Annotated in this window: 16 protein-coding genes; 13 read left to right on the top strand and 3 right to left on the bottom strand. The window is 68.9% G+C overall.

The window, feature by feature from the left end; genetic code table 11:
• Positions 1 to 62: 62 nt before the first annotated feature.
• Positions 63 to 221 carry an SEC-C metal-binding domain-containing protein gene (locus HKK74_RS34950; RefSeq protein WP_222723113.1) on the bottom strand — a complete coding sequence of 53 codons (159 nt, stop codon included), beginning with the start codon at positions 219 to 221 and terminating at the stop codon, positions 63 to 65.
• Positions 222 to 647: 426 nt separating this feature from the next.
• On the opposite strand from HKK74_RS34950, the gene HKK74_RS34945 reads away from it, so the two are divergent.
• From HKK74_RS34945 to clpX, 10 genes are all read left to right on the top strand, one after another.
• Positions 648 to 1,169, top strand: coding sequence for an ATP-binding protein (locus HKK74_RS34945; RefSeq protein ID WP_187247696.1), 522 nt, complete (start codon positions 648 to 650; stop codon positions 1,167 to 1,169).
• A gap of 87 nt (positions 1,170 to 1,256) precedes the next feature.
• Positions 1,257 to 2,003 carry a tRNA(His) guanylyltransferase Thg1 family protein gene (locus HKK74_RS34940; RefSeq protein ID WP_222723112.1) on the top strand — a complete coding sequence of 249 codons (747 nt, stop codon included), beginning with the start codon at positions 1,257 to 1,259 and terminating at the stop codon, positions 2,001 to 2,003.
• Between the two features lie 159 nt (positions 2,004 to 2,162).
• Positions 2,163 to 3,143 (top strand): aldo/keto reductase, encoded by a 981-nt coding sequence (locus HKK74_RS34935; protein WP_187247695.1) that lies wholly within the window; start codon positions 2,163 to 2,165, stop codon positions 3,141 to 3,143.
• A gap of 87 nt (positions 3,144 to 3,230) precedes the next feature.
• The gene (locus HKK74_RS34930) at positions 3,231 to 3,425 is read left to right on the top strand and encodes a DUF5302 domain-containing protein (RefSeq protein ID WP_187247694.1); all 195 of its coding nucleotides are present in this window, start codon (positions 3,231 to 3,233) and stop codon (positions 3,423 to 3,425) included.
• 134 nt (positions 3,426 to 3,559) lie between these two features.
• A complete protein-coding gene (locus tag HKK74_RS34925; RefSeq protein WP_187247693.1) occupies positions 3,560 to 6,658 on the top strand; it encodes an ABC transporter substrate-binding protein in 3,099 nt (1,032 codons plus the stop codon).
• Between the two features lie 167 nt (positions 6,659 to 6,825).
• Positions 6,826 to 8,607, top strand: coding sequence for a substrate-binding and VWA domain-containing protein (locus tag HKK74_RS34920; RefSeq protein WP_312882086.1), 1,782 nt, complete (start codon positions 6,826 to 6,828; stop codon positions 8,605 to 8,607).
• 246 nt (positions 8,608 to 8,853) lie between these two features.
• Complete coding sequence (gene tig, locus HKK74_RS34915; protein ID WP_187247692.1) at positions 8,854 to 10,335, top strand: trigger factor; 1,482 nt, start codon at positions 8,854 to 8,856, stop codon at positions 10,333 to 10,335.
• Positions 10,336 to 10,565: 230 nt separating this feature from the next.
• On the top strand, positions 10,566 to 11,204 hold the full coding sequence (locus tag HKK74_RS34910) for an ATP-dependent Clp protease proteolytic subunit (protein WP_312882085.1): 639 nt from the start codon (positions 10,566 to 10,568) through the stop codon (positions 11,202 to 11,204).
• A 74-nt stretch (positions 11,205 to 11,278) separates the two neighbouring features.
• The gene (locus HKK74_RS34905; RefSeq protein WP_187247704.1) at positions 11,279 to 11,905 is read left to right on the top strand and encodes an ATP-dependent Clp protease proteolytic subunit; all 627 of its coding nucleotides are present in this window, start codon (positions 11,279 to 11,281) and stop codon (positions 11,903 to 11,905) included.
• Between the two features lie 168 nt (positions 11,906 to 12,073).
• Complete coding sequence (gene clpX / locus HKK74_RS34900) at positions 12,074 to 13,345, top strand: ATP-dependent Clp protease ATP-binding subunit ClpX (RefSeq protein WP_187247691.1); 1,272 nt, start codon at positions 12,074 to 12,076, stop codon at positions 13,343 to 13,345.
• Positions 13,346 to 13,455: 110 nt separating this feature from the next.
• Here the strand turns inward: clpX and HKK74_RS34895 are convergent, their stop codons facing one another.
• On the bottom strand, positions 13,456 to 14,352 hold the full coding sequence (locus tag HKK74_RS34895) for a hypothetical protein (protein WP_187247690.1): 897 nt from the start codon (positions 14,350 to 14,352) through the stop codon (positions 13,456 to 13,458).
• A 144-nt stretch (positions 14,353 to 14,496) separates the two neighbouring features.
• On the opposite strand from HKK74_RS34895, the gene HKK74_RS34890 reads away from it, so the two are divergent.
• Positions 14,497 to 17,217, top strand: coding sequence for a valine--tRNA ligase (locus HKK74_RS34890; protein ID WP_187247689.1), 2,721 nt, complete (start codon positions 14,497 to 14,499; stop codon positions 17,215 to 17,217).
• Positions 17,218 to 17,443: 226 nt separating this feature from the next.
• Positions 17,444 to 18,256: an SAM-dependent methyltransferase gene (locus HKK74_RS34885; RefSeq protein WP_312882084.1), complete on the top strand. Its 813-nt coding sequence runs from the start codon at positions 17,444 to 17,446 to the stop codon at positions 18,254 to 18,256.
• A 13-nt stretch (positions 18,257 to 18,269) separates the two neighbouring features.
• Here HKK74_RS34885 and HKK74_RS34880 read toward each other — a convergent pair whose 3' ends face one another.
• A complete protein-coding gene (locus HKK74_RS34880; protein ID WP_187247688.1) occupies positions 18,270 to 19,589 on the bottom strand; it encodes a folylpolyglutamate synthase family protein in 1,320 nt (439 codons plus the stop codon).
• 109 nt (positions 19,590 to 19,698) lie between these two features.
• On the opposite strand from HKK74_RS34880, the gene HKK74_RS34875 reads away from it, so the two are divergent.
• Positions 19,699 to 21,120, top strand: coding sequence for a bifunctional folylpolyglutamate synthase/dihydrofolate synthase (locus tag HKK74_RS34875; protein WP_187247687.1), 1,422 nt, complete (start codon positions 19,699 to 19,701; stop codon positions 21,118 to 21,120).
• The last annotated feature ends 77 nt before the right edge of the window (positions 21,121 to 21,197 follow it).

The raw sequence follows: 21,197 nt of genomic DNA, 5'->3' as shown, positions 1-21,197 counted from the left end.
TGCGATGAGGACCGCGCCGGAAGCCGCCGCCGGTGCCGGCTTCCGGCCGTCCCCATCAGAACTCACGCCGCCGTACGTAGTGGTCGGCCAGGACTCCGTCGTAGCGGCCGGTCGACCGGCAGCAGCGCTGGAAACCGCCGCCCGGAGCCGCACGGGCACGGGTCCTTGCCGCCCAGCTTCTCGATCAGTTCCTTCTGGCCGCCCACGATCTCGCCGCCCACGATGCGGTCGCCTCGCTTGACCCGGGTCTCGCTAGAGGGAACCCCCTGCGGCGCTTGCTGGTCCGCTCAAAACGGCACCTCGTCGTCGCGGTACATGACAGCCTCCTCGTCTCGGGATCGGGCCGACGATAGGTCGGCTCCTGCCGGCCATGCCAGTTGTTTTCCGGCCGCTCGTTCTCCGGCTGCGCAGCAGGTGATGGTGCCCGGACCGGAGGCCGTCATCTGCGGCGACGTGACCTGCCGCCGGGCCCGGCGTCGAGCGCGACAGTTCAGCGCGACAGTTCAGCGGCACAGTTGAGCGGGACAATTGAGCGGGACAATTGAGTGGGACAGTGGATTGACCGCAATGGAAGCCAGGAAGCGACGCTCGCCGCCGAAGCCGCGACGATCAGCGAGCCGCCCCGAGCGAAAGAATTCGGAGGCGACATGAGCGAACGGTCCGGTGCGGATGCGGGCGTGCCCGAGGTCGCGATCCTCATCGGGTTGCAGGGATCCGGGAAATCGACGTTCTTCCGTGATCGGCTGGCCGGCACTCACGTACACGTCAGTAAGGACGAACTCGGCAAGCGACACCGTCAGCGGCGCCAGATGCGCCTGATCGATGAGGCGCTCACAGCGAGGCGGAACGTCGCGGTGGACAACACCAACCCATCACCGGAGGAATGGGACCCGCTCATCGCGATGGCGCGCGAACACGGGGCGAGGGTGACCGGGTACTGGTTCCCACCCGACGTGCCCGGCTCGGTGCGGCGCAATGCCGCCCGCCCCCCGAAAACCCGGGTGCCCGACGTCGGGATCTTTGCCACAGTGAACCGTCTGCGCCGTCCTCGGCGCTCGGACGGGTTCGATGAGCTGCGGGTCGTACGGTTCGACGGCGCGGGTGGCTTCGACGTCACGGCCATGAACGAGGCCGGTGACCGGCAGGAGGACGCCGAACGGCACGGATGAGGGTGGCCCGGCCCGGCGAGCCCACTCGCCGCGACGGGCAAGCGGGCGGGGCGGGCAAGCGGGCGGGACGGGCTGAAGGAGACGCTGGTGCGTGGCAAGAGTCTTGAGACGCGGATGCGCGAGCGCGAATGGTTTCATTCCCTCGTCGTGCTGCCGGGGGCGTGGACCATCGTGCGGGTCGACGGGCGGGGTTTCTCCCGGTTCACCGAGAAGCGTTTCGACAAGCCCTTCGACCCGCGCTTCTCCGCCCTGATGGTCGAGGCCGCCCAAGCGCTGCTCACCGAACTCGGCGGCGGCTATGCCTATACGGAGAGCGACGAGATCTCCGTCGTCCTCGGCCCGGAATTCGACCTGTTCGGGCGTGAGGTGGAAAAGCTCGTGTCGCTGTCGGCGAGCATCGCCACGGCCGCGTTCACCCACGCCGCGGGCGAACCCGCCTGTTTCGACGGCCGGATCTGGGTGGGCACCGGCGTCGATGATGTGGTCGACTACCTGTCCTGGCGGCAGGCCGACGCCTCCCGGTGTGCCCTCAACGGCTGGTGCTACTGGACCCTCCGTAACGAGGGGCACACCCCGCGGCAGGCCACCGAGGTTCTGCGGGGTGCCACGGTCTCGGCCAAGAACGAACTGCTCTTCGCCCGTGACATCAACTTCAACGAGCTGCCCGCGTGGCAGCGGCGCGGCGTCGGGCTGTGGTGGGAGACCTATGACAAGACGGGCCATGATCCGATCCGCGGTGTCGATGTCACCGCCGCGCGCCGGCGCGTCCATGTCGAACGTGAGCTGCCCATGAAGGACGACTACCGTGACCTGGTCCGGCGCCTGGTCGCCTGATCCGGCTCTTGTCCCTCGCCAGGTCGCCCGTCACCGCGGTCGGGTACGACCCTCTGGCGCGGCCGCCTACGGTTCGGGGAGATTATTGGGCTTTGTGTCGGTTGCCAGGTGTGCGGTCCTCAGCGGCCTGCTGCGGCCTTCTACTGAGAGGGAGACGACATGATTCATACGAGGCTCGGCGAGTCAGGGCTGAAGGTCTCGCGGATCTGCCTGGGGATGATGAGCTACGGCGATCCGGCCAAACGGGCATGGGCTCTCGAGGAGGACGCGGCCGAGCCGATCGTGCGGCGGGCGGTCGATGCAGGGGTGACCTTCTTCGACACAGCGGACATGTACTCCACAGGGGTGAGTGAGGAGATCACGGGCCGGCTGCTCGGGCGTCTCTTCCCCCGCCGTGACGACTACGTGCTCGCCACGAAGGTCTACTTCCCGATGGGTCCGGGGCCGAACGAGCATGGTCTGTCCCGCAAACATGTGCTGGCCGGGATCGACGCCTCGCTGACCCGGTTGGGCACCGACTATGTGGATCTTTATCAGATTCATCGCTTCGATCCGGAGACGCCGGTGGAGGAGACGATGGAGGCGTTGCACGATGTGGTGCGGGCCGGCAAGGCGCGGTACATCGGTGCGTCGAGCATGTACGCCTGGCAGTTCGCGAAGATGCAGGATGCCGCTCTGGCGAACGGATGGACGCGGTTCGTGTCCATGCAGAACCACTACAACCTGGTGTACCGGGAGGAGGAGCGGGAGATGATGCCGCTCTGTCTCGACCAGGGTGTGGGTGTCATTCCGTGGAGCCCGCTGGCGCGCGGCCTCCTGGCCGGGAACCAGGAGCGCGGCTCCCAGCGGGACACGGCCCGCGGCGGCAGCGACCGGTTCGCCGAGACGTTGTACGTCGACGACGATTTCGATGTCGTCGAGGTCGTACGCGAGGTCGCCGCCGAACGCGGCCTGCCACCGGCGCAGATCGCATTGGCCTGGCTGCTGGCGAAGCCGGGAGTGACGGCTCCGGTCGTGGGCGCGACCAAGGAACGGCATCTGGAGGACGCGGTCGCCGCCGTGGACGTGACGCTGACCGACGACGAGGTCGCCCGGCTGGAGGCGCCGTACCGGCCGCACCCGATCCGCGGGCACTCCTGACGACGTCGGGGACCCGGGGCCGCGGCGGCGCATTCGCCCGGCTGAACGAAGCGTGTCAAGGTGTGTACTAGAGAGCAGGAGGTTGGAATGGCTTCTGAAGAGTCGGAACCGACGAATCCCGACGACGAGGCGAAGCGGAGGTTCCGTGAGGCGCTCGAGCGCAAACGCGGTCAGCAGTCGGCCGAGAGAGCGGGCGGGCAGGGAAAGAATTCCAGTGGCGTCTCCCATACGCACGGGCCGGCGAAAAGCCGACGTCAGTTCCGCCGCAAGAGCGGCGGCTGAATAGCCCCGACGGCGGTCGGGCTCGATGAACCGGTCGGTTCTCCTGACGCAGAGGACCGGCCGGCGTGGCGATCGCCGACATTGGGGTGGAGAATGGGGGCGCCATTCCCCCCATCGGCCCCCTGGAGGCACCCATGCCGGATTCCCGTCCCCTACGGCCGGGTGATCCGGAGCGACTGGGCGGCTACCGGCTGATCGGCCTGCTCGGCGAGGGCGGCCAGGGCATCGTCTACCTCGGTGTGGCCGACAAGAGCGGCTCCGAGGGCCCCGCGGCCAGTGAGAACGAGGCCAGTGGGAACGAGGCCAGTGGGAACGGGGCCAGGGGAAACGAGCCAGGCGGGAACGAGCCCGGCGAGGACGGCTCCGGCGCCGGTACGGTGCATGACGGCGACGACGCAGGCCCGGGCGGGGACGGAGACGAGACCACCGGGCCGTTCTATGCGATCAAGCTGCTGCGTACCCATCTGAGCAGTGACGCCCGCGCGCGTCGCTACTTCGCGAAGGAAGTGGCCGCCGCGCAGCGGATCGAGCCCTCATTCACGGCGCGCATCTTCGAGGCCGACATGGAGGGCCGGACGCCCTACATCGTCAGCGAGTACGTCGAAGGGCAACCGCTCTCCGACACCGTACGCTCGGACGGCCCGCTGTCCGGCCCCGAGCTGCAACGGGTCGCGATCGGCACGTTGAACGCGCTCATCGCCATTCACCAGGCCAACGTGGTGCACCGGGACTTCAAGCCGAGCAATGTACTGCTCAACGCGGACCGGCCCCGGGTCATCGACTTCGGCATCGCGAGAGCCCTTGACTCGACGATCTCGGTCTCCAGCGGCATCGTGGGCACGCCCGCGTACATGGCACCAGAGCAACTGACCGGGCAGCAGATCACACCGGCCGTCGACGTCTTCGCCTGGGGCGCGACGATGGTCTTCGCGGCGACCGGCGCGCCGCCGTTCGGCCAGGACTCGATCCCCGTGGTGATGCACCGGATCCTCAACACCGACCCGTTCATCGGGGATCTCCAGGGTCCGCTGCGCGACCTCGTGTGGTACTGCCTCTACAAGCACCCGTCCCAGCGCCCGACGGTCCAGCAGGTGCTGGCCGCACTCACCGGCTCGGTGGCCCACAGCCCCGTCCCGGGCTCCGGATGGGGTGCGCCCGTCGCGCACGCCGGGCCCTCGGCGGCCTCCTACGCGCAGCCCGCGCCCGTGTCGATGGCCGGACCGCAGCCCCAGGCCCCGCCAGCCCAACTCCAGCAGGCCCAGCCCCTGTCAGTACAGCACCAGCCAGCACAGCCAGCCCAGCACCAGCCAGCCCAGCACCAGCCAGCACAGCCAGCCCAGCACCAGCCAGCACAGTCGCCGGCCTGGGGCACGGACCCGAACATGCGCGGCACCGACCCCGGCCGCCCGAACGCGCAGCTGCCGCCGCACCAGCCCGCGCCGCCCCCGGGATGGGGACCGATGGGCGGCTCAGCCACCCGGCCCCCGCGCAGGCCGCGCAAGCCCTGGCTGCCGGTGGCCGCGGCGGCCGCCGGGGTCGCCCTGGTGGCCGGTGCCGTGGTGGTCGCCGTACAGCTGGCCAGGCCCGATGATCCGCCGGTGGACCGAACCACCTCGACCCCGGTCGCCGACGCCGCGCTGACCAAGGTCCTCAACCCGTCGTCGACCAAGGGCGGGACGCTGCGAATGCGGCACAGCGTCGACTTCGACTCGATCGACCCCGGCGACATGTACCAGACCTCGTCATGGAACTTCAGCCGCCTGTACGCGCGCTCACTCCTCACGTACAAGAGCGTGCCCGGCACAGAGGGGCTCCGGCCGACCGCCGATCTCGCGAGCGGGCCCGGTCAGCCGAGCGATGACCTGAAGACGTGGACCTACCGGCTGCGGCCGGGCCTGAAGTACGAAGACGGCACACCGGTCACCGCCAAGGACGTGCGCTACGCGGTCGCTCGTACGTTCGCCAAGGACGTGTTGGGCAACGGGCCTGCGTACTTCCAGGAGCTGCTCGCCGGGGGCAACTACGCGGGCCCGTACAAGGACAAGGACCTCGAGAAGTTCACCGGTGTCTCGACACCCGACGACCAGACGGTGACGTTCCATCTGAACAAGCCGTACGCCGATTTCGACTACATCGTCGCGCTGCCGCAGACGGCACCGGTCCCGCAGGCCAAGGACACCGGGGCCGACTACAAGAAACAGATCGTATCCACCGGTCCGTACAAGTTCGAGACTTATGCCGAGGGCAAGACGATCACGCTCGTGCGCAATCCCAACTGGAGTGACGACGCCGTCCGTAAGCAGCTGGTGGACCGGATCGACGTGACCTTGCAGACCGACCCGACCGCGGTCGACTCGCAGCTCCTGGCCGGTCAGGCCGATCTGGACGTGTCCGGATCGGGTCTGGTCGACGCGGCCAGGGCCCGCGCCCTGAGCGACGCCGGCCTCAAGCGCAATACCGACAACCCGACGACCGGATTCCTGCGCTACGTCGCGATGTCCACCAAGGTCGCTCCGTTCGACAACGTGCGCTGCCGCCGCGCCGTGCAGTACGCCGTGGACCGGAGCACCATTCAGACGGCGCTCGGCGGTCCGCAGGCCGCCGAGGTGGCCACGAACCTGCTGCCGCCGGTCGTCGCGGGACGCCAGCGCTTCGACCTCTATCCCGCCGGGCTCGCCAAGGCGAGGGAGGAGCTCACGGCCTGTGGCAAGCCCAATGGCTTCAATACCAACATCGCGGTGAGGGCGGACCGTCCGAAGGACAAGATGATCGCCGAGGCGCTGACCCACGCGCTCGACCGGGTGGGGATCAAGGCCCGGATCCGGGAGTACCCCGCGACCGACTACTACCGGGACCACGCGGGCAAGCCGTCCTTCGTCCACGCCAACGACCTGGGGTTGATCGTCTCGGTGTGGGGGCCGGACTATCCCACCGGTCTCGGCTTCTTCCCTCCGCTCATCGACGGGGACGGCATCACGAGCACCAACAACAACAACCTGGCCGAGATCGACGACACCGAGATCAACGGCCTGTTGGACAAGGCGGCCGTGACCAAGGACCAGACGGCACGAGACGGTGTCACCGCCGAACTGGACCGCACGGTGATGGACCGCGCGGTCATCCTCCCGCTCGTGTACGACAAGTCGCTGCTCTACCGGGGCTCGCGGCTGACCAACGTGTACGTCAGCCAGATGTTCGGCGGTTACGACTACGCGAGTCTCGGCCTGGAGTGACGCCTCGCCGACGGAATCCGGGTGACAGGGAGCGTGATCCGGGTGACATGGAGCGGAATCCGGGTAACAGGGAACGGTTTCGCCACGACATCCCTCCAATCCTCGTGAGCAAAGCGCTTTTGTGGGAGCTTGCCCAGAAAACGCTTGTGTAGGTCGTAGGAGGACATGTGGACCTGCTGGGTTCGGGGAACAGCGGGCGCCGCCGTATCTCGGCGCTTCTCGTCGTCGTCGCGTTCGTGTCGGTGCTCAGCGGGTGCTCACGCGGCGCGCAGAGCGACTGCGACGGCGCAGTCCGCCTGCGCATGGCCGCGTCGCAGGACAAGGTGGGCCTGCTGCAGAAGGCGGCGGACGAGTTCGGCAAGCAGGCCAGCGTCGACGGCAAGTGCGTCAAGGTCACGGTGGACTCGAAGAACTCGGGCACCGCGATGCAGGCGCTCGCCCGCGGCTGGGACGAGTCGGTCGACGGCCCGCGCCCGGACGTGTGGAGCCCGGCGTCGAGTGTCTGGATCACGCTCCTGCGCCAGCGCGTCCAGGCCCTCGACAAGGCCCCGCCGGTCGCCGACGGCACCCCGCAGCCGATCATGACCACACCGCTGACGATCGCCATGCCCAAGCCGATGGCACAGGTCCTCGGCTGGCCGGGCAAGGCGATCGGCTGGAGTGACCTGGCCAAACTGGCCACCGATCCCAAGGGCTGGGCCGCGTACGGCCACCCGGAGTGGGGCGAGTTCCGGCTCGGCAAGACCAACCCGAATCTGTCGACCTCCGGGCTCAACGCCACCGTCGGCGCCTACTTCGCGATCACAGGTACCACCAGCGACCTCGGCAGAGACGACATCGCCAACCCCAAGAACCAGGCCTTCGTGCGCAATATCGAGCGCTCGATCGTGCACTACGGCGACACGGCGCTGACATTCCTGACCAACCTTCAGCGGGCCGACGACCGGGGCGAGGCCCTGTCGTACATCTCCGCCATCACCATCGAAGAGGACTTCGTCTGGGCCTACAACCAGGGCAACCCCACCCTGGATCCAAGCCAGCTCGGCAAACATGCCAAGCCCAAGATCCCGTTGGTCGCGATCTACCCCAAAGAGGGCACGATCCTCTCCGACCATCCGTACGTGCCGATGAACGGGCTCGACCCGGCGAAGAAGCGGGCCTCGGACGCGTTCCTCACCTATCTGCACGGTGAGAGGTCGCAGAAGCTGTTCCAGCGGCATGGCTACCGTGACCATCAGGGGCGCCCCGGAGAGCAGGCCACCCAGGCGAACGGGCTGCTGCGCGACCAGCCCACGACCATGCTCACGGTGCCGCAGCCGGGTGTGCTCGATTCGGTGCTCGAGACCTGGGCGGAGCTGCGCAAGCCCGCGAAGGTGCTGCTCGTCGTGGACCGGTCGGGGTCGATGCGGGAGGAGGTCGCCGGCACCGGCAAGTCGAAGGGCGACCTGGCCAAGGCGGCCGCGGCCGAGTCGCTCGGTGAGTTCCGCGGCCACGACGAGGTCGGGCTGTGGATGTTCTCCGCGCAACTGGACGGCCAGCAGGACTGGAGGCAGCTCGTACCGGTGGCATCGATGGACGCCGCCCACCGCGCTTCGATGCGGACCGCGCTGAACCAGATGACCCTGAGCGGCGCCACCGGCCTGTACAACACCACGGCCGCGGCGTACGACACGATGCGGGCCGGCCGGAAGGAGGACTCGATCAACGCCGTGGTCGTCCTCACCGACGGCCAGAACGAGCGGCAGGGCGGGCTCGACCTCGACACGCTGCTCGGCAAGCTGTCCAACAAGGACGGCGAGGCGGTCCGCGTCTTCACCATCGGGTACGGCGCCAACGCCGATCAGAACGTGCTGCGGCAGATCGCCCAGGCCACTGAAGGGGCCGCCTACGACGCCTCGGACGCCAACAGCATCCGCGAGGTGTTCCAGGAGGTCATCTCGAACTTCTGAGGCATCCCGCTTCTCCGGCATGAGGCATCCGGCTGTCGAGCCGTCCGGCCGGGTGCCGCGCGACGCCACGAGGGGTACAACCGGCAGTGCGTACGCGCGCGCTGCCGGAACCCCATAGACTTGACGGGCGAAGGCGTGCGGCGCTGCTCATTGCGCGTGCCCGCGCCAGGCTGAGGATGCGGCCGGAAGCCCGTGGCTGTTAGCAGACGGCGCCGCGATCACGCTGGATCAAGGAGACCTACCCCAGTGAAGACCGATGTTGAGGAGCTGACCGCGACGCGTGTCAAGCTCACCGTCGAGGTGCCGTTCGACGAGCTCAAGCCCAACCTCGACAAGGCGTACAAAGAGCTCTCGAAGCAGGTGCGGCTCAAGGGCTTCCGTCCTGGCAAGGTGCCGGCCCGGCTGATCGACCAGTACGTCGGCAGGGGAGCGGTGCTACAGGAGGCCGTCAACGACGCCCTGCCGGAGCTCTATGGGCGGGCCGTCGAGGAGTCCGAGGTCTTCGTCCTCGGTCAGCCGGACGTCGAGATCACCAACCTCGACGACGGCAAGGAGTTCGCCTTCACCGCCGAGGTCGACATCCGGCCCAAGTTCGAGGTGCCGGACTTCAAGGATCTCGAGGTGGTCGTCGACGACGCGGTGGTCACGCCGGACGAGGTCGAGGAGACCATCGGCAACCTGCGTGAGCGGTTCGCCGCGCTGACCGCTGCGAGCCGCCCGGCCGAGAACGGCGACTTCGTGTCCATCGACCTGGCCGCCCAGATCGACGGCGAGGACGTCGAGGACGCGCGCACCACCGGCTACTCCTACGAGGTGGGCAGCAAGTCCTCCATCGAGGGACTCGACGAGGCCCTCGCCGGAATGAGCGCGGAGGAGTCCAAGACCTTCACGAGCACGCTCGCGGGCGGTGAGCACGAGGGCGAGGAGGCCGAGGTCACCGTCACCGTGCACAGTGTCAAGATCAAAGAGCTGCCCGAGCTCGACGACGAGTTCGCCCAGCTGGCGAGCGAGTTCGACACGATCGGCGAGCTGCGTGCCGACGTCCGCAAGCGCCTGGAGCGCCAGAAGCGCGGACAGCAGCTGGCGCAGGCACGGGACAAGGCCCTCGAGGCACTCCTCGAGAAGATCGACATCCCGCTGCCCGACGGCGTCATCGAGGGCGAGATCACCCGCCGCAACGAGCAGCTCGAGCAGCAGCTCCAGTACGCCGGGCTCACCAAGGAGGCCTACCTCCAGGAGGAGGAGAAGTCCGAGGAGGAGTTCGACACCGAGATCGCCGAGGCGGCGCGCCAGGCGGTCAAGGGTGGCTTCGTGCTCGACCAGCTCGCCCTCCAGGAGGAGCTGAACGTCGAGAACGAGGAGCTCAGCGAGTACGTCGTCACGCAGGCCATGCAGATCGGGATGCAGCCGCAGCAGCTCGCCCAGCACCTCACCGAGAGCGGGCAGCTTCCCGCCCTCGTGTCCGAGGTACTGCGCACCAAGTCGCTCAACGTCCTGGTCGAGAACGTGAAGATCGTTGACGAGTCGGGCAACGAGCTCGACGCTGACACGATCCAGCGCGAACTCGGCGGCGAGACCGTCGAGGAGACCGGCGACGATACCGGCGACGACGCGGCCGGGGCCGACGACACGGCCGAGGCCGCCGCCGCCTCCGGGGACGACGCCAAGCCCGCGGACGAGGCCGATGATGCCGACAAGGCCGACGAGGCCAAGACCAAGGACGCCTGATCTTCAGCGCGGCCGCATCCTGACGGCGACGCCGTCGACGGCGACACCACGGGCCGGTGCCACCCCCAGCGGGTCGGTGCCGGCCCGAACGCGTCCCGGCCGCGGGCGTGCCGCGGGCGCGGCGATCAAACACGGTACGCCCCGAGCGAAAACCCGGCTCCACCGGCTTGAGCGGTCTGTGGAGCGCGTTAATGTCCAATCATCCGACCCGATACAGACCGGAGGAACCGGTGAGCATCCCTCCGACGTTCGACGACCCGACGCGCATCGTGTCCCGGGTGGCCGAGGCGCCCCTGTTGCCGCTCGGCGACCAGTTGTTCCAGCGGCTGCTGCGTGAGCGCATCATCTTCCTGGGCCAGCAGGTCGACGACGATATCGCCAACCGCATCTGCGCCGAGCTGCTGCTGCTCTCGGCCGAGGACGGCAAGCGCGACATCTACCTCTACATCAACTCGCCCGGCGGCTCGGTGACCGCCGGCATGGCGATCTACGACATCATGCAGTACGTCCCGAACGACGTCGCCACCGTGGGCATGGGCCTGGCCGCGTCGATGGGGCAGTTCCTGCTCTGCGCCGGCGCGACGGGCAAGCGTTACGCCCTGCCGCACGCGCGGATCATGATGCACCAGCCGTCCGGCGGCATCGGGGGCACCGCCTCCGACATCAAGATCCAGGCCGAGCAGATGCTGTACGTGAAGCGGACGCTCGCCGACCGGATCGCGTTCCACACGGGGCAGCCCGTCGACCAGATCGAGCGGGACTCCGACCGCGACCGCTGGTTCACGGCCGAGGAGGCCCAGGACTACGGGTTCGTGGACCACGTGGTGCGCAGTGCCACGCAGGTGCCCTCCGAGGGCCCGGTCTCCTGATTCACCTGCGACATAGCGGAGGCATTGAAGTGAGCGACCTGATCCGGCCCGGCATCCAGATCGGCGGTGCGGCCATGCCAGTCGAGAGCCGATACATCATCCCCTCTTTCGTCGAGCGCACCACGTACGGGGTCAAGGAGATGAACCCGTACAACAAGCTCTTCGAGGAGCGGATCATCTTCCTCGGGGTCCAGATCGACGACGCGTCGGCCAACGACGTGATGGCCCAGTTGCTGACGCTGGAGTCGATCGACCCGGACCGCGACATCAGCATCTACATCAACTCGCCGGGCGGCTCGTTCACCGCCATGACGGCGATCTACGACACGATGCAGTTCGTCAAGCCCGACATCCAGACGGTGTGCATCGGCCAGGCCGCGTCGGCCGCGGCCGTACTCCTCGCCGCCGGCACGCCGGGCAAGCGGGCGGCGCTGCCGCACTCGCGGATCCTGATCCACCAGCCGGCCACCGAGGGCTCGTACGGCCAGTCCAGCGACATCGAGATCCAGGCCCGCGAGATCATGCGGATCCGGGAACAGCTCGAGGACATCCTGGCCCGGCACAGCGGACAGAAGATCGACCAGGTCCGCAAGGACATCGAGCGTGACAAGATCCTGACGGCCGAGGAGGCCAAGGAGTACGGCTTGGTCGACGACGTCTTCGTGAGCAGGAAACGCCGCGCCGAGGTAGTGTCGTCGTAAGACGGCGGATCCCGGGGTTCTCCCCAGGCCTCGCCGACATACTTGCCAACGAGGGGCTTTCCTGGTGCCTCGAAGACGGTAACGTCGAAGCCGACGTCGAGAGCCTTTTGAAGCGAAGGACCGCGCCGCAACTCAAGACGGGCGGCCCCACGAAAAGGAGACAGTTGGGTGGCACGCATCGGCGACGGTGGTGACCTGCTCAAGTGCTCGTTCTGTGGAAAGAGCCAGAAGCAGGTCAAGAAGCTCATCGCGGGTCCGGGCGTGTACATCTGCGACGAGTGCATCGATCTCTGCAACGAGATCATCGAGGAGGAGCTCTCCGAGACCTCCGATCTGAAGTGGGACAACCTGCCCAAACCGCGGGAGATCTACGAGTTCCTCGACTCCTACGTCATCGGGCAGGAGACGGCCAAGAAGGCACTGTCGGTCGCCGTCTACAACCACTACAAGCGGATCCAGTCCGGAGACGGCAGAGACGACGCGGTCGAGTTGGCCAAGTCCAACATCCTGCTGCTGGGCCCGACGGGCTCGGGCAAGACCCTGCTCGCGCAGACGCTGGCCAAGCTGCTCAACGTGCCGTTCGCGATCGCCGACGCGACGGCGCTGACCGAGGCGGGTTACGTCGGCGAGGATGTGGAGAACATCCTGCTGAAGCTGATCCAGGCGGCCGACTACGACGTCAAGAAGGCCGAGACCGGGATCATCTACATCGACGAGGTCGACAAGATCGCTCGTAAGAGCGAAAACCCGTCGATCACTCGTGACGTCTCGGGTGAGGGCGTGCAGCAGGCCCTGCTGAAGATCCTTGAGGGCACCACCGCCTCGGTGCCGCCACAGGGCGGGCGCAAGCACCCGCATCAGGAGTTCATCCAGATCGACACGACGAACGTCCTGTTCATCTGCGGTGGCGCGTTCGCCGGACTGGAGAAGATCGTCGAGTCCCGGGTCGGCAAGCAGGGCATGGGCTTCGGTGCCGTGATCCGCTCGAAGACCGAGTTCGAGGACACGGCCGACCTCTTCGCCGACGTGATGCCCGAGGACCTGCTGAAGTTCGGGATGATCCCCGAGTTCGTGGGTCGGCTCCCGATCATCACCAACGTGCACAACCTCGACCGCGACGCATTGATCAGCATCCTCACCGAGCCCAAGAACGCGCTGGTGAAGCAGTACCACCGGCTGTTCGAGCTCGACGGGGTGGACCTGGACTTCACCGACGACGCCCTCGAGGCGATCGCCGACCAGGCGATCCTGCGCGGCACGGGCGCCCGTGGTCTGCGGGCGATCCTCGAGGAGGTACTCCTCTCGGTGATGTACGAGGTGCCGAGCCGGGTCGACGTCGCCCGCGTGGTCATCACCCGCGAGGCGGTGCTCGAGCACGTGAACCCGACACTGGTGCCGCGCGAGCGCACCAAGCGGGAGCCTCGCGAGAAGTCCGCCTGACCCGTCATCCGCGCCGCCTTCGGCACCTGAGCCGCTGAACAGAGAACCGCACCATCCCTCTCTCGGAAGGGACGGTGCGGTTCTGTCGTTCGTACGAGCCGGCCGCTCGGCTACTTCTCGGTCTCGATGTCGGCGCGCATGCGGCGCATGAGCGACGCGACCTCGGTGCTGGACTTGCTGCGGGGGGTCGTGAGCTGCGACGACGTGTTCGGGATCGGCATGATCATCCCGAATGTGGTCTCGGTGGCCCAGAAGCACATCGCGATCGAGTAGGTCCCGGACGACGGCAGGTTGGCGCTCGTCGTGGAGCAGGCGGCCTTGCCGTCCCCGCCGCTGTCGACCTCGCTGACCGATGTGGAGGTCGAACCGCTGCTGCCGGCGGCCGACCGGACTCCCTGCATGAAGGCGCTGGGGCTGCCGAGGTCTCCGTTGCCGCCGATGAAGAGGTAGCGATCGGAGCTGGTGCCGTAGACGGCGCTCCTGACGTCGGAGACCTTGTTGTTCGTCGCGCTCCGCATCTGCGTTCGCATCAGGCTGGCGGTCTGGCCGTACGAGCCCTCTCCCGACGGGTCACGCGCCAGTCCACCGGCCATTGAGGGCGTGCTGACCTGGTATTCCTTGCCGCTCGACGCGAGGACCACGCCGACGACCACCAGCAGCACGACCAGCGCCATGGCGCCGCCGACGAGTCCGACGATCAGACCCGTGTTGGACTTGCGCGGCGGGTACGGCGGCTGCCCGTACGGCCCCGGCGCCGGCTGGCCGTACTGGGGCTGACCGTAACCGGGCTGCTGTCCATATCCAGGCTGGCCACCCGGCTGCTGCTGTCCATATCCAGGCTGGCCACCCGGCTGCTGCTGTCCATAACCGGGCTGACCGCCCGGCTGCTGCTGCCCGTATCCGGGCTGACCGCCCGGCTGCTGCCCGTATCCGGGCTGCCCCTGCCCCGGGACACCGCCGTACGGCGCGCCGCCGCCCTGGCCCGGTGGGGGGTTCCAACCGCTCATCGTCACTCCTCAGCGCCAGGCTTGCCATCTGCGGCGCGGTAAACTGCGTACGGCCGTACGACCGCCGGGGACATTCTCCTGTATTTCGACTCATTCTCGGGTCGCCGCGTTCCACCGCGCGGATGCTCCGTAGAATCTCCCCCCGTGAAAGAGCCCAAGGATCGCGGCGAGCGTGCCGCCGACGTCGACCTGTCCAGTCAGTACACTCCAGCCGACGTCGAGGGCAGACTCTACGAACGCTGGATCTCGGCGGGACTGTTCACCGCCGACCCCGAACGAAACAGTGCCCGCCCGCACTTCTCCATAGTGATCCCGCCTCCGAATGTAACTGGATCGTTGCACATGGGGCACGCTCTGGATCATTCGATTCAGGACGCGCTGATCCGCCGCCGCCGGATGCAGGGCCACGAGACGCTGTGGCTGCCGGGCATGGACCACGCGGGGATCGCCACCCAGAACGTCGTCGAGCGCGAACTCGCCAAGGACGGCCTGTCCAGGCACGACCTCGGTCGCGAGGCGTTCGTCGACCGGGTGTGGCAGTGGAAGGAAGAGTCGGGCGGCCGCATCCTCGGCCAGATGAGGCGGCTCGGCGACAGCGTCGACTGGTCCAGGGAACGCTTCACGATGGACGCCGGGCTCTCCCGGGCCGTCCTCACCATCTTCAAGCGGCTCTACGAGGATGGGCTGATCTACCGCGCCGAGCGGATCATCAACTGGTGCCCGCGATGCCTCACCGCGCTGTCCGACATCGAGGTCGAGCACGAGGACCGTGAGGGCGAGCTCGTCTCGATCCGGTACGGCTCCGGTGACGACTCCATCGTGGTGGCGACCACCCGCGCCGAGACGATGCTGGGCGACGCCGCCGTCGCGGTGCATCCCGACGACGAGCGCTACCGGCACATGGTGGGCCGTGAGGTCGAGCTGCCGCTGACCGGCCGCCGCATCCCGGTCGTCGCCGACGAGCACGTCGACCCGGCCTTCGGCACGGGTGCCGTCAAGGTGACCCCGGCGCACGATCCGAACGACTTCGAGATCGGTCGCCGGCACTCGTTGCCCACGCTGACGGTCATCGACGAGCACGGCGTCATCACCGCGCACGGGCCGTTCCTCGGTCTCGACCGGTTCGAGGCGCGCCCGGCCATCGTCGCGGCGCTGCGCGAGGAGGGCCGCGTCGTCAAGGAGGTCCGCCCGTACGAGCACGCGGTGGGTCACTGCCAGCGGTGCGCCACCGTGGTCGAGCCCCGGGTGTCGCTGCAGTGGTTCGTGCGGGTCGCGCCGCTCGCCAAGGCGGCCGGTGACGCCGTGCGCGACGGGCGGGTGCGCATCCAGCCGCCGGAGATGGCGTCGCGCTACTTCGCGTGGGTCGACAACATGCACGACTGGTGCATCAGCCGGCAGCTGTGGTGGGGCCACCGGATCCCGGTGTGGTACGGCCCGGACGGCGAGGTCCGCTGTGTCGGCCCGGGCGAGTCGGCCCCCGAGGGCTGGACGCAGGACACCGACGTGCTCGACACCTGGTTCTCCTCGGCCCTGTGGCCCTTCTCGACCCTCGGCTGGCCCGAGGAGACCGGCGACCTGCGCCGCTTCTACCCGACCAGCGTGCTGGTCACCGGCTACGACATCCTGTTCTTCTGGGTCGCCCGGATGATGATGTTCGGCCTGTACGCGATGAAGGACGAGGCGGCGGACCGCGCGGTGCCGTTCAGGGAGATCGCGCTGCACGGCATGGTCCGCGACCGGTTCGGCAAGAAGATGTCGAAGTCGGCCGGCAACGTCATCGACCCGCTCGACTGGATCGACGAGTACGGCGCCGACGCCACCCGTTTCACGCTGCTGCGCGGCGCGAACCCCGGCGGTGACGTGCCGGTCGCCGAGGATTGGGCGCAGGGGTCCCGGAACTTCTGCAACAAGCTGTGGAATGCCGCGCGGTTCGCCCTGATGAACGGGGCGACGCTCGACGGCCCGCTGCCGGCCGGCCGGTCCGTCGCCGACCGGTGGATCCTGTCCCGGTTGCGGCAGGTCACGGCGGAGGTCGACCGGCACTTCGACAACTACGACTTCGCCAAGGCGTGCGAGACGCTCTACCACTTCGCCTGGGACGAGTTCTGCGACTGGTACGTGGAGCTGGCCAAGGTGCCCTTGGCGCAGGGCGGTGCGCCGGCGGCCGCAACCCGCCGGGTGCTGGGCGAGGTGCTCGACGTTCTGCTGAGGCTTCTGCACCCGATGACCCCGTTCGTCACCGAGGAACTCTGGACCGCCCTGCACGGTTCTGACGGGTCGGAGTCGATCGTGGTGGCGCCGTGGCCGGCCGGCGAGGAGCCCGAGACCACGGAGCCCGAGACCACGGAGCCCCAGACCACGGAGCCCCAGACCACGGAGCCCCAGACCACGGAGCCGGTCGTCGACACGGCGGCGGAGGCCGAGATCACCTCGTTGCGGCGTCTGGTCACCGAGGTGCGCCGGTTCCGGTCGGACCAGGGTCTCAAGCCGGGGCAGTGGGTCACGGCCGCGCTGGAGTTCGCCGGCTCGCCACTGGCGGCGCACGAAGAGGCCGTCCGCCTGCTGCTGCGCCTGACCGAGCCCGCGGGCGAGTTCGTCCCGACGGCGTCGCTGGTCGTCGAGGCCGTGACCGTGCGGCTGGACACCGCCGGGGTCATCGACGTCAAGGCCGAACGCGCCCGGCTGGCCAAGGACCTGGCCGCGGCCCGCAAGGAGGTGGACCACGCCCGGCGCAAGCTCGGCAACGAAGCCTTCATGGCCAAGGCCCCCGAGGCGGTCATCGCGAAGAACCGCGACCGCCTCGAACAGGCCGAGGCCGACATCATCCGGCTGGAGGGCCAACTGGCGTCACTCCCCGCCGGCTGACGGGGACGACCCCGACACGGGGGGCACGACGGCGAAACGGAATGGAGTTCTGTGAACACGCTGGGGTGTCGCGGGCCCGTCGTGATGACGTACAGTGCGATGATCTACAGCGGATCGTGACATGGCCGCGAAAATCACGTTCCGGTGGGCGATGGCGGCACCGGCCGCGGGCGGGGAAGGGCATGGCCCCGCCCGATGGGTCCGAGAGGCGATTTGGGGGCCAGACGTGGCAGACGGGACCGAGAGGGTGCCGTCGGGCATCGACACCACCTCGCCGAGCATCGCGCGCATGTACGACTACTACCTCGGAGGCAAGGACAACTACGCCGTCGACCGGGCCGCGGCCGACAAGCTGCTCGCGCTCGCGCCGGAGATCGCCGAGATCTCCCGGCGCAACCGCGCCTTCCTCGGCCGCGCCGTACGCTTCCTCGCCGAACGGGGCATCCGCCAGTTCGTCGACATCGGCACCGGGCTGCCGACCCAGAACAACGTCCACCAGGTGGCCCGGACCCATGCCCCCGGCGCCCGGGTGGCCTATGTCGACAACGACCCGATCGTCCTCGCGCACGCGCGCGCGTTGCTGACCGAGAACGGGCAGACGATCGTGGTGAACGCCGACCTGCTCGATCCGGACACCATCCTGGACAACCCGGCCATCCGGTCGTACATCGACTTCGACCGGCCGGTGGCGATCCTGCTCTTCGCGATCCTGCACTTCTTCGCCGACGACGACCGCCCGTACGAGATCGTCGCCCGGCTCCGTGACGCGATACCGCCGGGCAGCTATCTCGCGCTGTCCCATGTCGTCTCCGAGGATCACCCCGAGGCCATCGACGCGGCTCAGGACGTCTACCGCAGTTTCCTCAAGCGCAGCGGCGACGCCCGCCGCACCCGTGCGGACATCCTCGGTTTCTTCGACGGCCTGGAGCTGGTCGATCCGGGGCTGGTCTACGTCAGCCGGTGGCGGCCGGACGAGAGCGACGGTGTGCCCGTCGCCGAGGACGCGTGGATCGTCGGTGGGGTCGCCCGCAAGAACTGAGGCCCGCGGCGCGTCAGTGATCGTTGGGATGGCGGTCAACCCGGCGGACCAAGGTGAAAAGGGGCTCCGCCGAGACGTCGAGGAGTTCGAGCATGCGGGCGACGAAACTGACGTTGCCCAGGGCGATCACCCGCCCACCGAGACGGGTCAGGGCGCGGACGGTCAGCTCGTGCTCGCCGAGTACGGTCCAGTGCGCCGGGACCGGCCGGGTGAAGCCCAGATGTGGGCGGTCGAGGCGGACGAAGGTGACCGGGAGCCCGCGCAGGGCGGCGATGACACCGTCGAGATCCTTGTCGTCCGAGAGCGACACGAGCACATGGTCGGCTCCGCCCCGGGAACGCGCGGCGGTGCGGGCCGCCGCGGCGCCCGGCCCGTTCACGGCCTGGTCGAGGAGCACCGAGACCGGTGCCTCGGGGACCGGATGCCAGGACAGCCGGCCGGGCAGCGACATCGACGACAGCACCGCCCGCAGGGGCTCCGCCGCCGGGCGGGTGCCGCCGGTGAGCTCGAGCAGGCGCCTGGCCGCGAGGTAGCCGAGCTCGGCGTTCGCGGCGCCAAGCCCGCCGGGCAGCGGGCCGGGCGGAACGTCCGGAACGTCGCCGGGGCGTGCGGGCTCGTACGCCGTTCGGCCGCCGGAGGCCTCGGCCACTGCCGCGCGCAGCACCGGTTCAACGTCATCGCGTTGCGGCGCCGACAGTACGGCCAGGGTGTTCGGGCCGATGACCGACGCCTTGTCGCGGGCGATGTCGGCCACCGAGTCCCCGAGCTCGCCGAGGTGCTCCTCGAACACCGGCGTCACCGCCGCCACGGTGGGCGGGAAGAGGCTCGCCTCGTCGGAGCGGCCGCCCCGGCCGGCCTCGACGACGAGCGCGTCAGCGTCGAGGTCCAGGGCGTGCAGGACGCCCGCCACGATGAACAGCCCGGAGGGCGCGAGGTAGCCGCCCCGCGGTGCCGGGAGCCGCGCCATGCCGCCGGAGATCCGCCCGGCGAGTGCCGCCAGCCCGGCCGCCGAAACGGCGGAGCCGTCGACCCGGATCCGTTCCCGGACGGTGCGGTAGTGCGGGCTGGTGATCGTCACGACCCGCCGGCCGGCCGCGGACACTACGGCCGAAGCGTACGCGGCGGCGGTGCCCTTGCCCTTGGAACCCACGACCGTCAGCACGGGGATGCCCGCCGTGTTGATCCGCAGCGCTTCGATGAGCGCGCGCGCCCGGTCCAGGCTGCGCCGGTCACCGGGCGCTCTCGCGTCCCACTCGCGGAAGAAGACGCGGGACGGGGTGCAGGAGGCGGAGGCACCGGAGGAGGAGACATCGTCGAGGCCATCGAAGCCCACGTTGCCTTCCAGAGATTCGCCTTCCAGAGACTTGCCTTCCAGAGTCGAGTGCCGGTACGGCGCGGTCGGGTGTTCCGGCGGGTCGCCCGGTGGTGAGTAGGCTTTCAGTGTGACGGAACCACAGGTCTCTGACTATCCGGGCGTCGAAGCGGCCCTGCGCGAGCGCCGCGTCGAGTGGCAGCTCGACCCGACGATCGATCGCGTTCGCGATCTGGTCGACCTCCTGGGCTCGCCGCAGCACGCGTATCCGGTGATCCACGTGGCCGGCACCAACGGCAAGACGAGCACCGCGCGGATGATCGAGACGCTGCTCAGGGAGCGGGGGCTGCGCACCGGGCTGATCACCAGCCCGGAGCTGCGGTCGGTACGCGAGCGGATCGCGATCGACGGAGAGCCGATCGGCGAGGAGGCGTTCGTCGAGGCCTACCAGGAGATCGCGCCGTACATCGACATGATCGACGACAAGCACGGCGTGCGGCTGTCGTTCTTCGAGGTCGTCACCGCCATGGCCTTCTCCGCCTTCGCGGACGCACCGGTCGACGTCGCCGTGGTCGAGGTCGGCATGGGGGGCACGTGGGACGCGACCAACGTCGTCGACGCTGCGGTGGCGGTCCTGACGCCGATCAGTGTCGACCACACCCGCTATCTCGGCGACACCATCGAGGAGATCGCGGCTGAGAAGGCGGGGATCATCAAGGAGGGCTCGATCGTCGTCATGGCCCAGCAGCCGCTGGCCGCGGCCGAGGTTCTCTTGCGGAAGGCGGCCGAGGCACCGGCGATGGTGGCCCGCGAGGGGATCGAGTTCGGCGTCGTCGAGTGTGATCTGGCCGTCGGCGGTCAGGTGCTGACGCTCAAGGGCCTGAACGGCGGCTATGACGAAATCTTCCTGCCGCTGTTCGGCGAGCACCAGGCGAGCAACGCCGCGTGCGCGCTCGCCGCGGTGGAGGCCTTCGCCGGCGGGGCCGCGACCGCGGGAGAGGCGAACCTGGACGCGGTGACCCGGGGCGCGGCTCCGGTGCCGTACGAGGGCGGTGAGGGCGGTGAGGGTCGGCTGGATCCCCGGCTGGTGCGCACCGGCCTGGCCAAGGCGGCCTCGCCGGGGCGGCTCGAGGTCGTGCGGACCGGCCCGACCGTGCTGCTCGACGCGTCGCACAACCCGGCGGGGATGGAGGCGACCGTGCGGACGCTGACCGAGGCCTTCGGGTTCACCAGGCTCACCAGCGTCGTCGCCGTCGCCGAGGACAAGGACGTCGCCGGCATGCTCGAACACCTCGAACCGGTGGTCGAGGAGCTGGTCGTGACCCGTAACTCCTCCCCGCGCTCGATGCCGCCCGAGGAACTCGGCGAGCTGGCCGAGGGGATCTTCGGCGTCGAGCGCGTGCACGTGATCTCCCGGCTGGACGACGCCATCGATCAGGCCATCGCGCTGGCCGAGGAGACCGGCGAGTACCGGGGCGCGGGTGTGCTGATCACCGGGTCGGTCGTGACCGCCGGCGACGCCCGCGTGATGCTGCGAGTCGACGACCGATGACCTCGGCGTCGTCGCGGGCGGGCGCCGGCTCCCCGTGACCGCGCGGAGGCACGCCATTTTCTCCAGAGAGTAGAGGG

The organism is Actinomadura alba (assembly GCF_014323705.1).
Taxonomy (GTDB): Bacteria; Actinomycetota; Actinomycetes; order Streptosporangiales; family Streptosporangiaceae; genus Actinomadura_C; species Actinomadura_C alba.
This window is presented reverse-complemented; position numbering and strand designations above follow the sequence as displayed.

Coding starts and splice junctions, on each gene's coding strand:
- HKK74_RS34925 (WP_187247693.1), top strand. CDS start 3,560: ATGCCGGATTCCCGTCCCCTACGGCCGGGTGATCCGGAGCGACTGGGC.
- HKK74_RS34895 (WP_187247690.1), bottom strand. CDS start 14,352: ATGAGCGGTTGGAACCCCCCACCGGGCCAGGGCGGCGGCGCGCCGTAC.
- HKK74_RS34935 (WP_187247695.1), top strand. CDS start 2,163: ATGATTCATACGAGGCTCGGCGAGTCAGGGCTGAAGGTCTCGCGGATC.
- HKK74_RS34945 (WP_187247696.1), top strand. CDS start 648: ATGAGCGAACGGTCCGGTGCGGATGCGGGCGTGCCCGAGGTCGCGATC.
- HKK74_RS34930 (WP_187247694.1), top strand. CDS start 3,231: ATGGCTTCTGAAGAGTCGGAACCGACGAATCCCGACGACGAGGCGAAG.
- HKK74_RS34905 (WP_187247704.1), top strand. CDS start 11,279: ATGCCAGTCGAGAGCCGATACATCATCCCCTCTTTCGTCGAGCGCACC.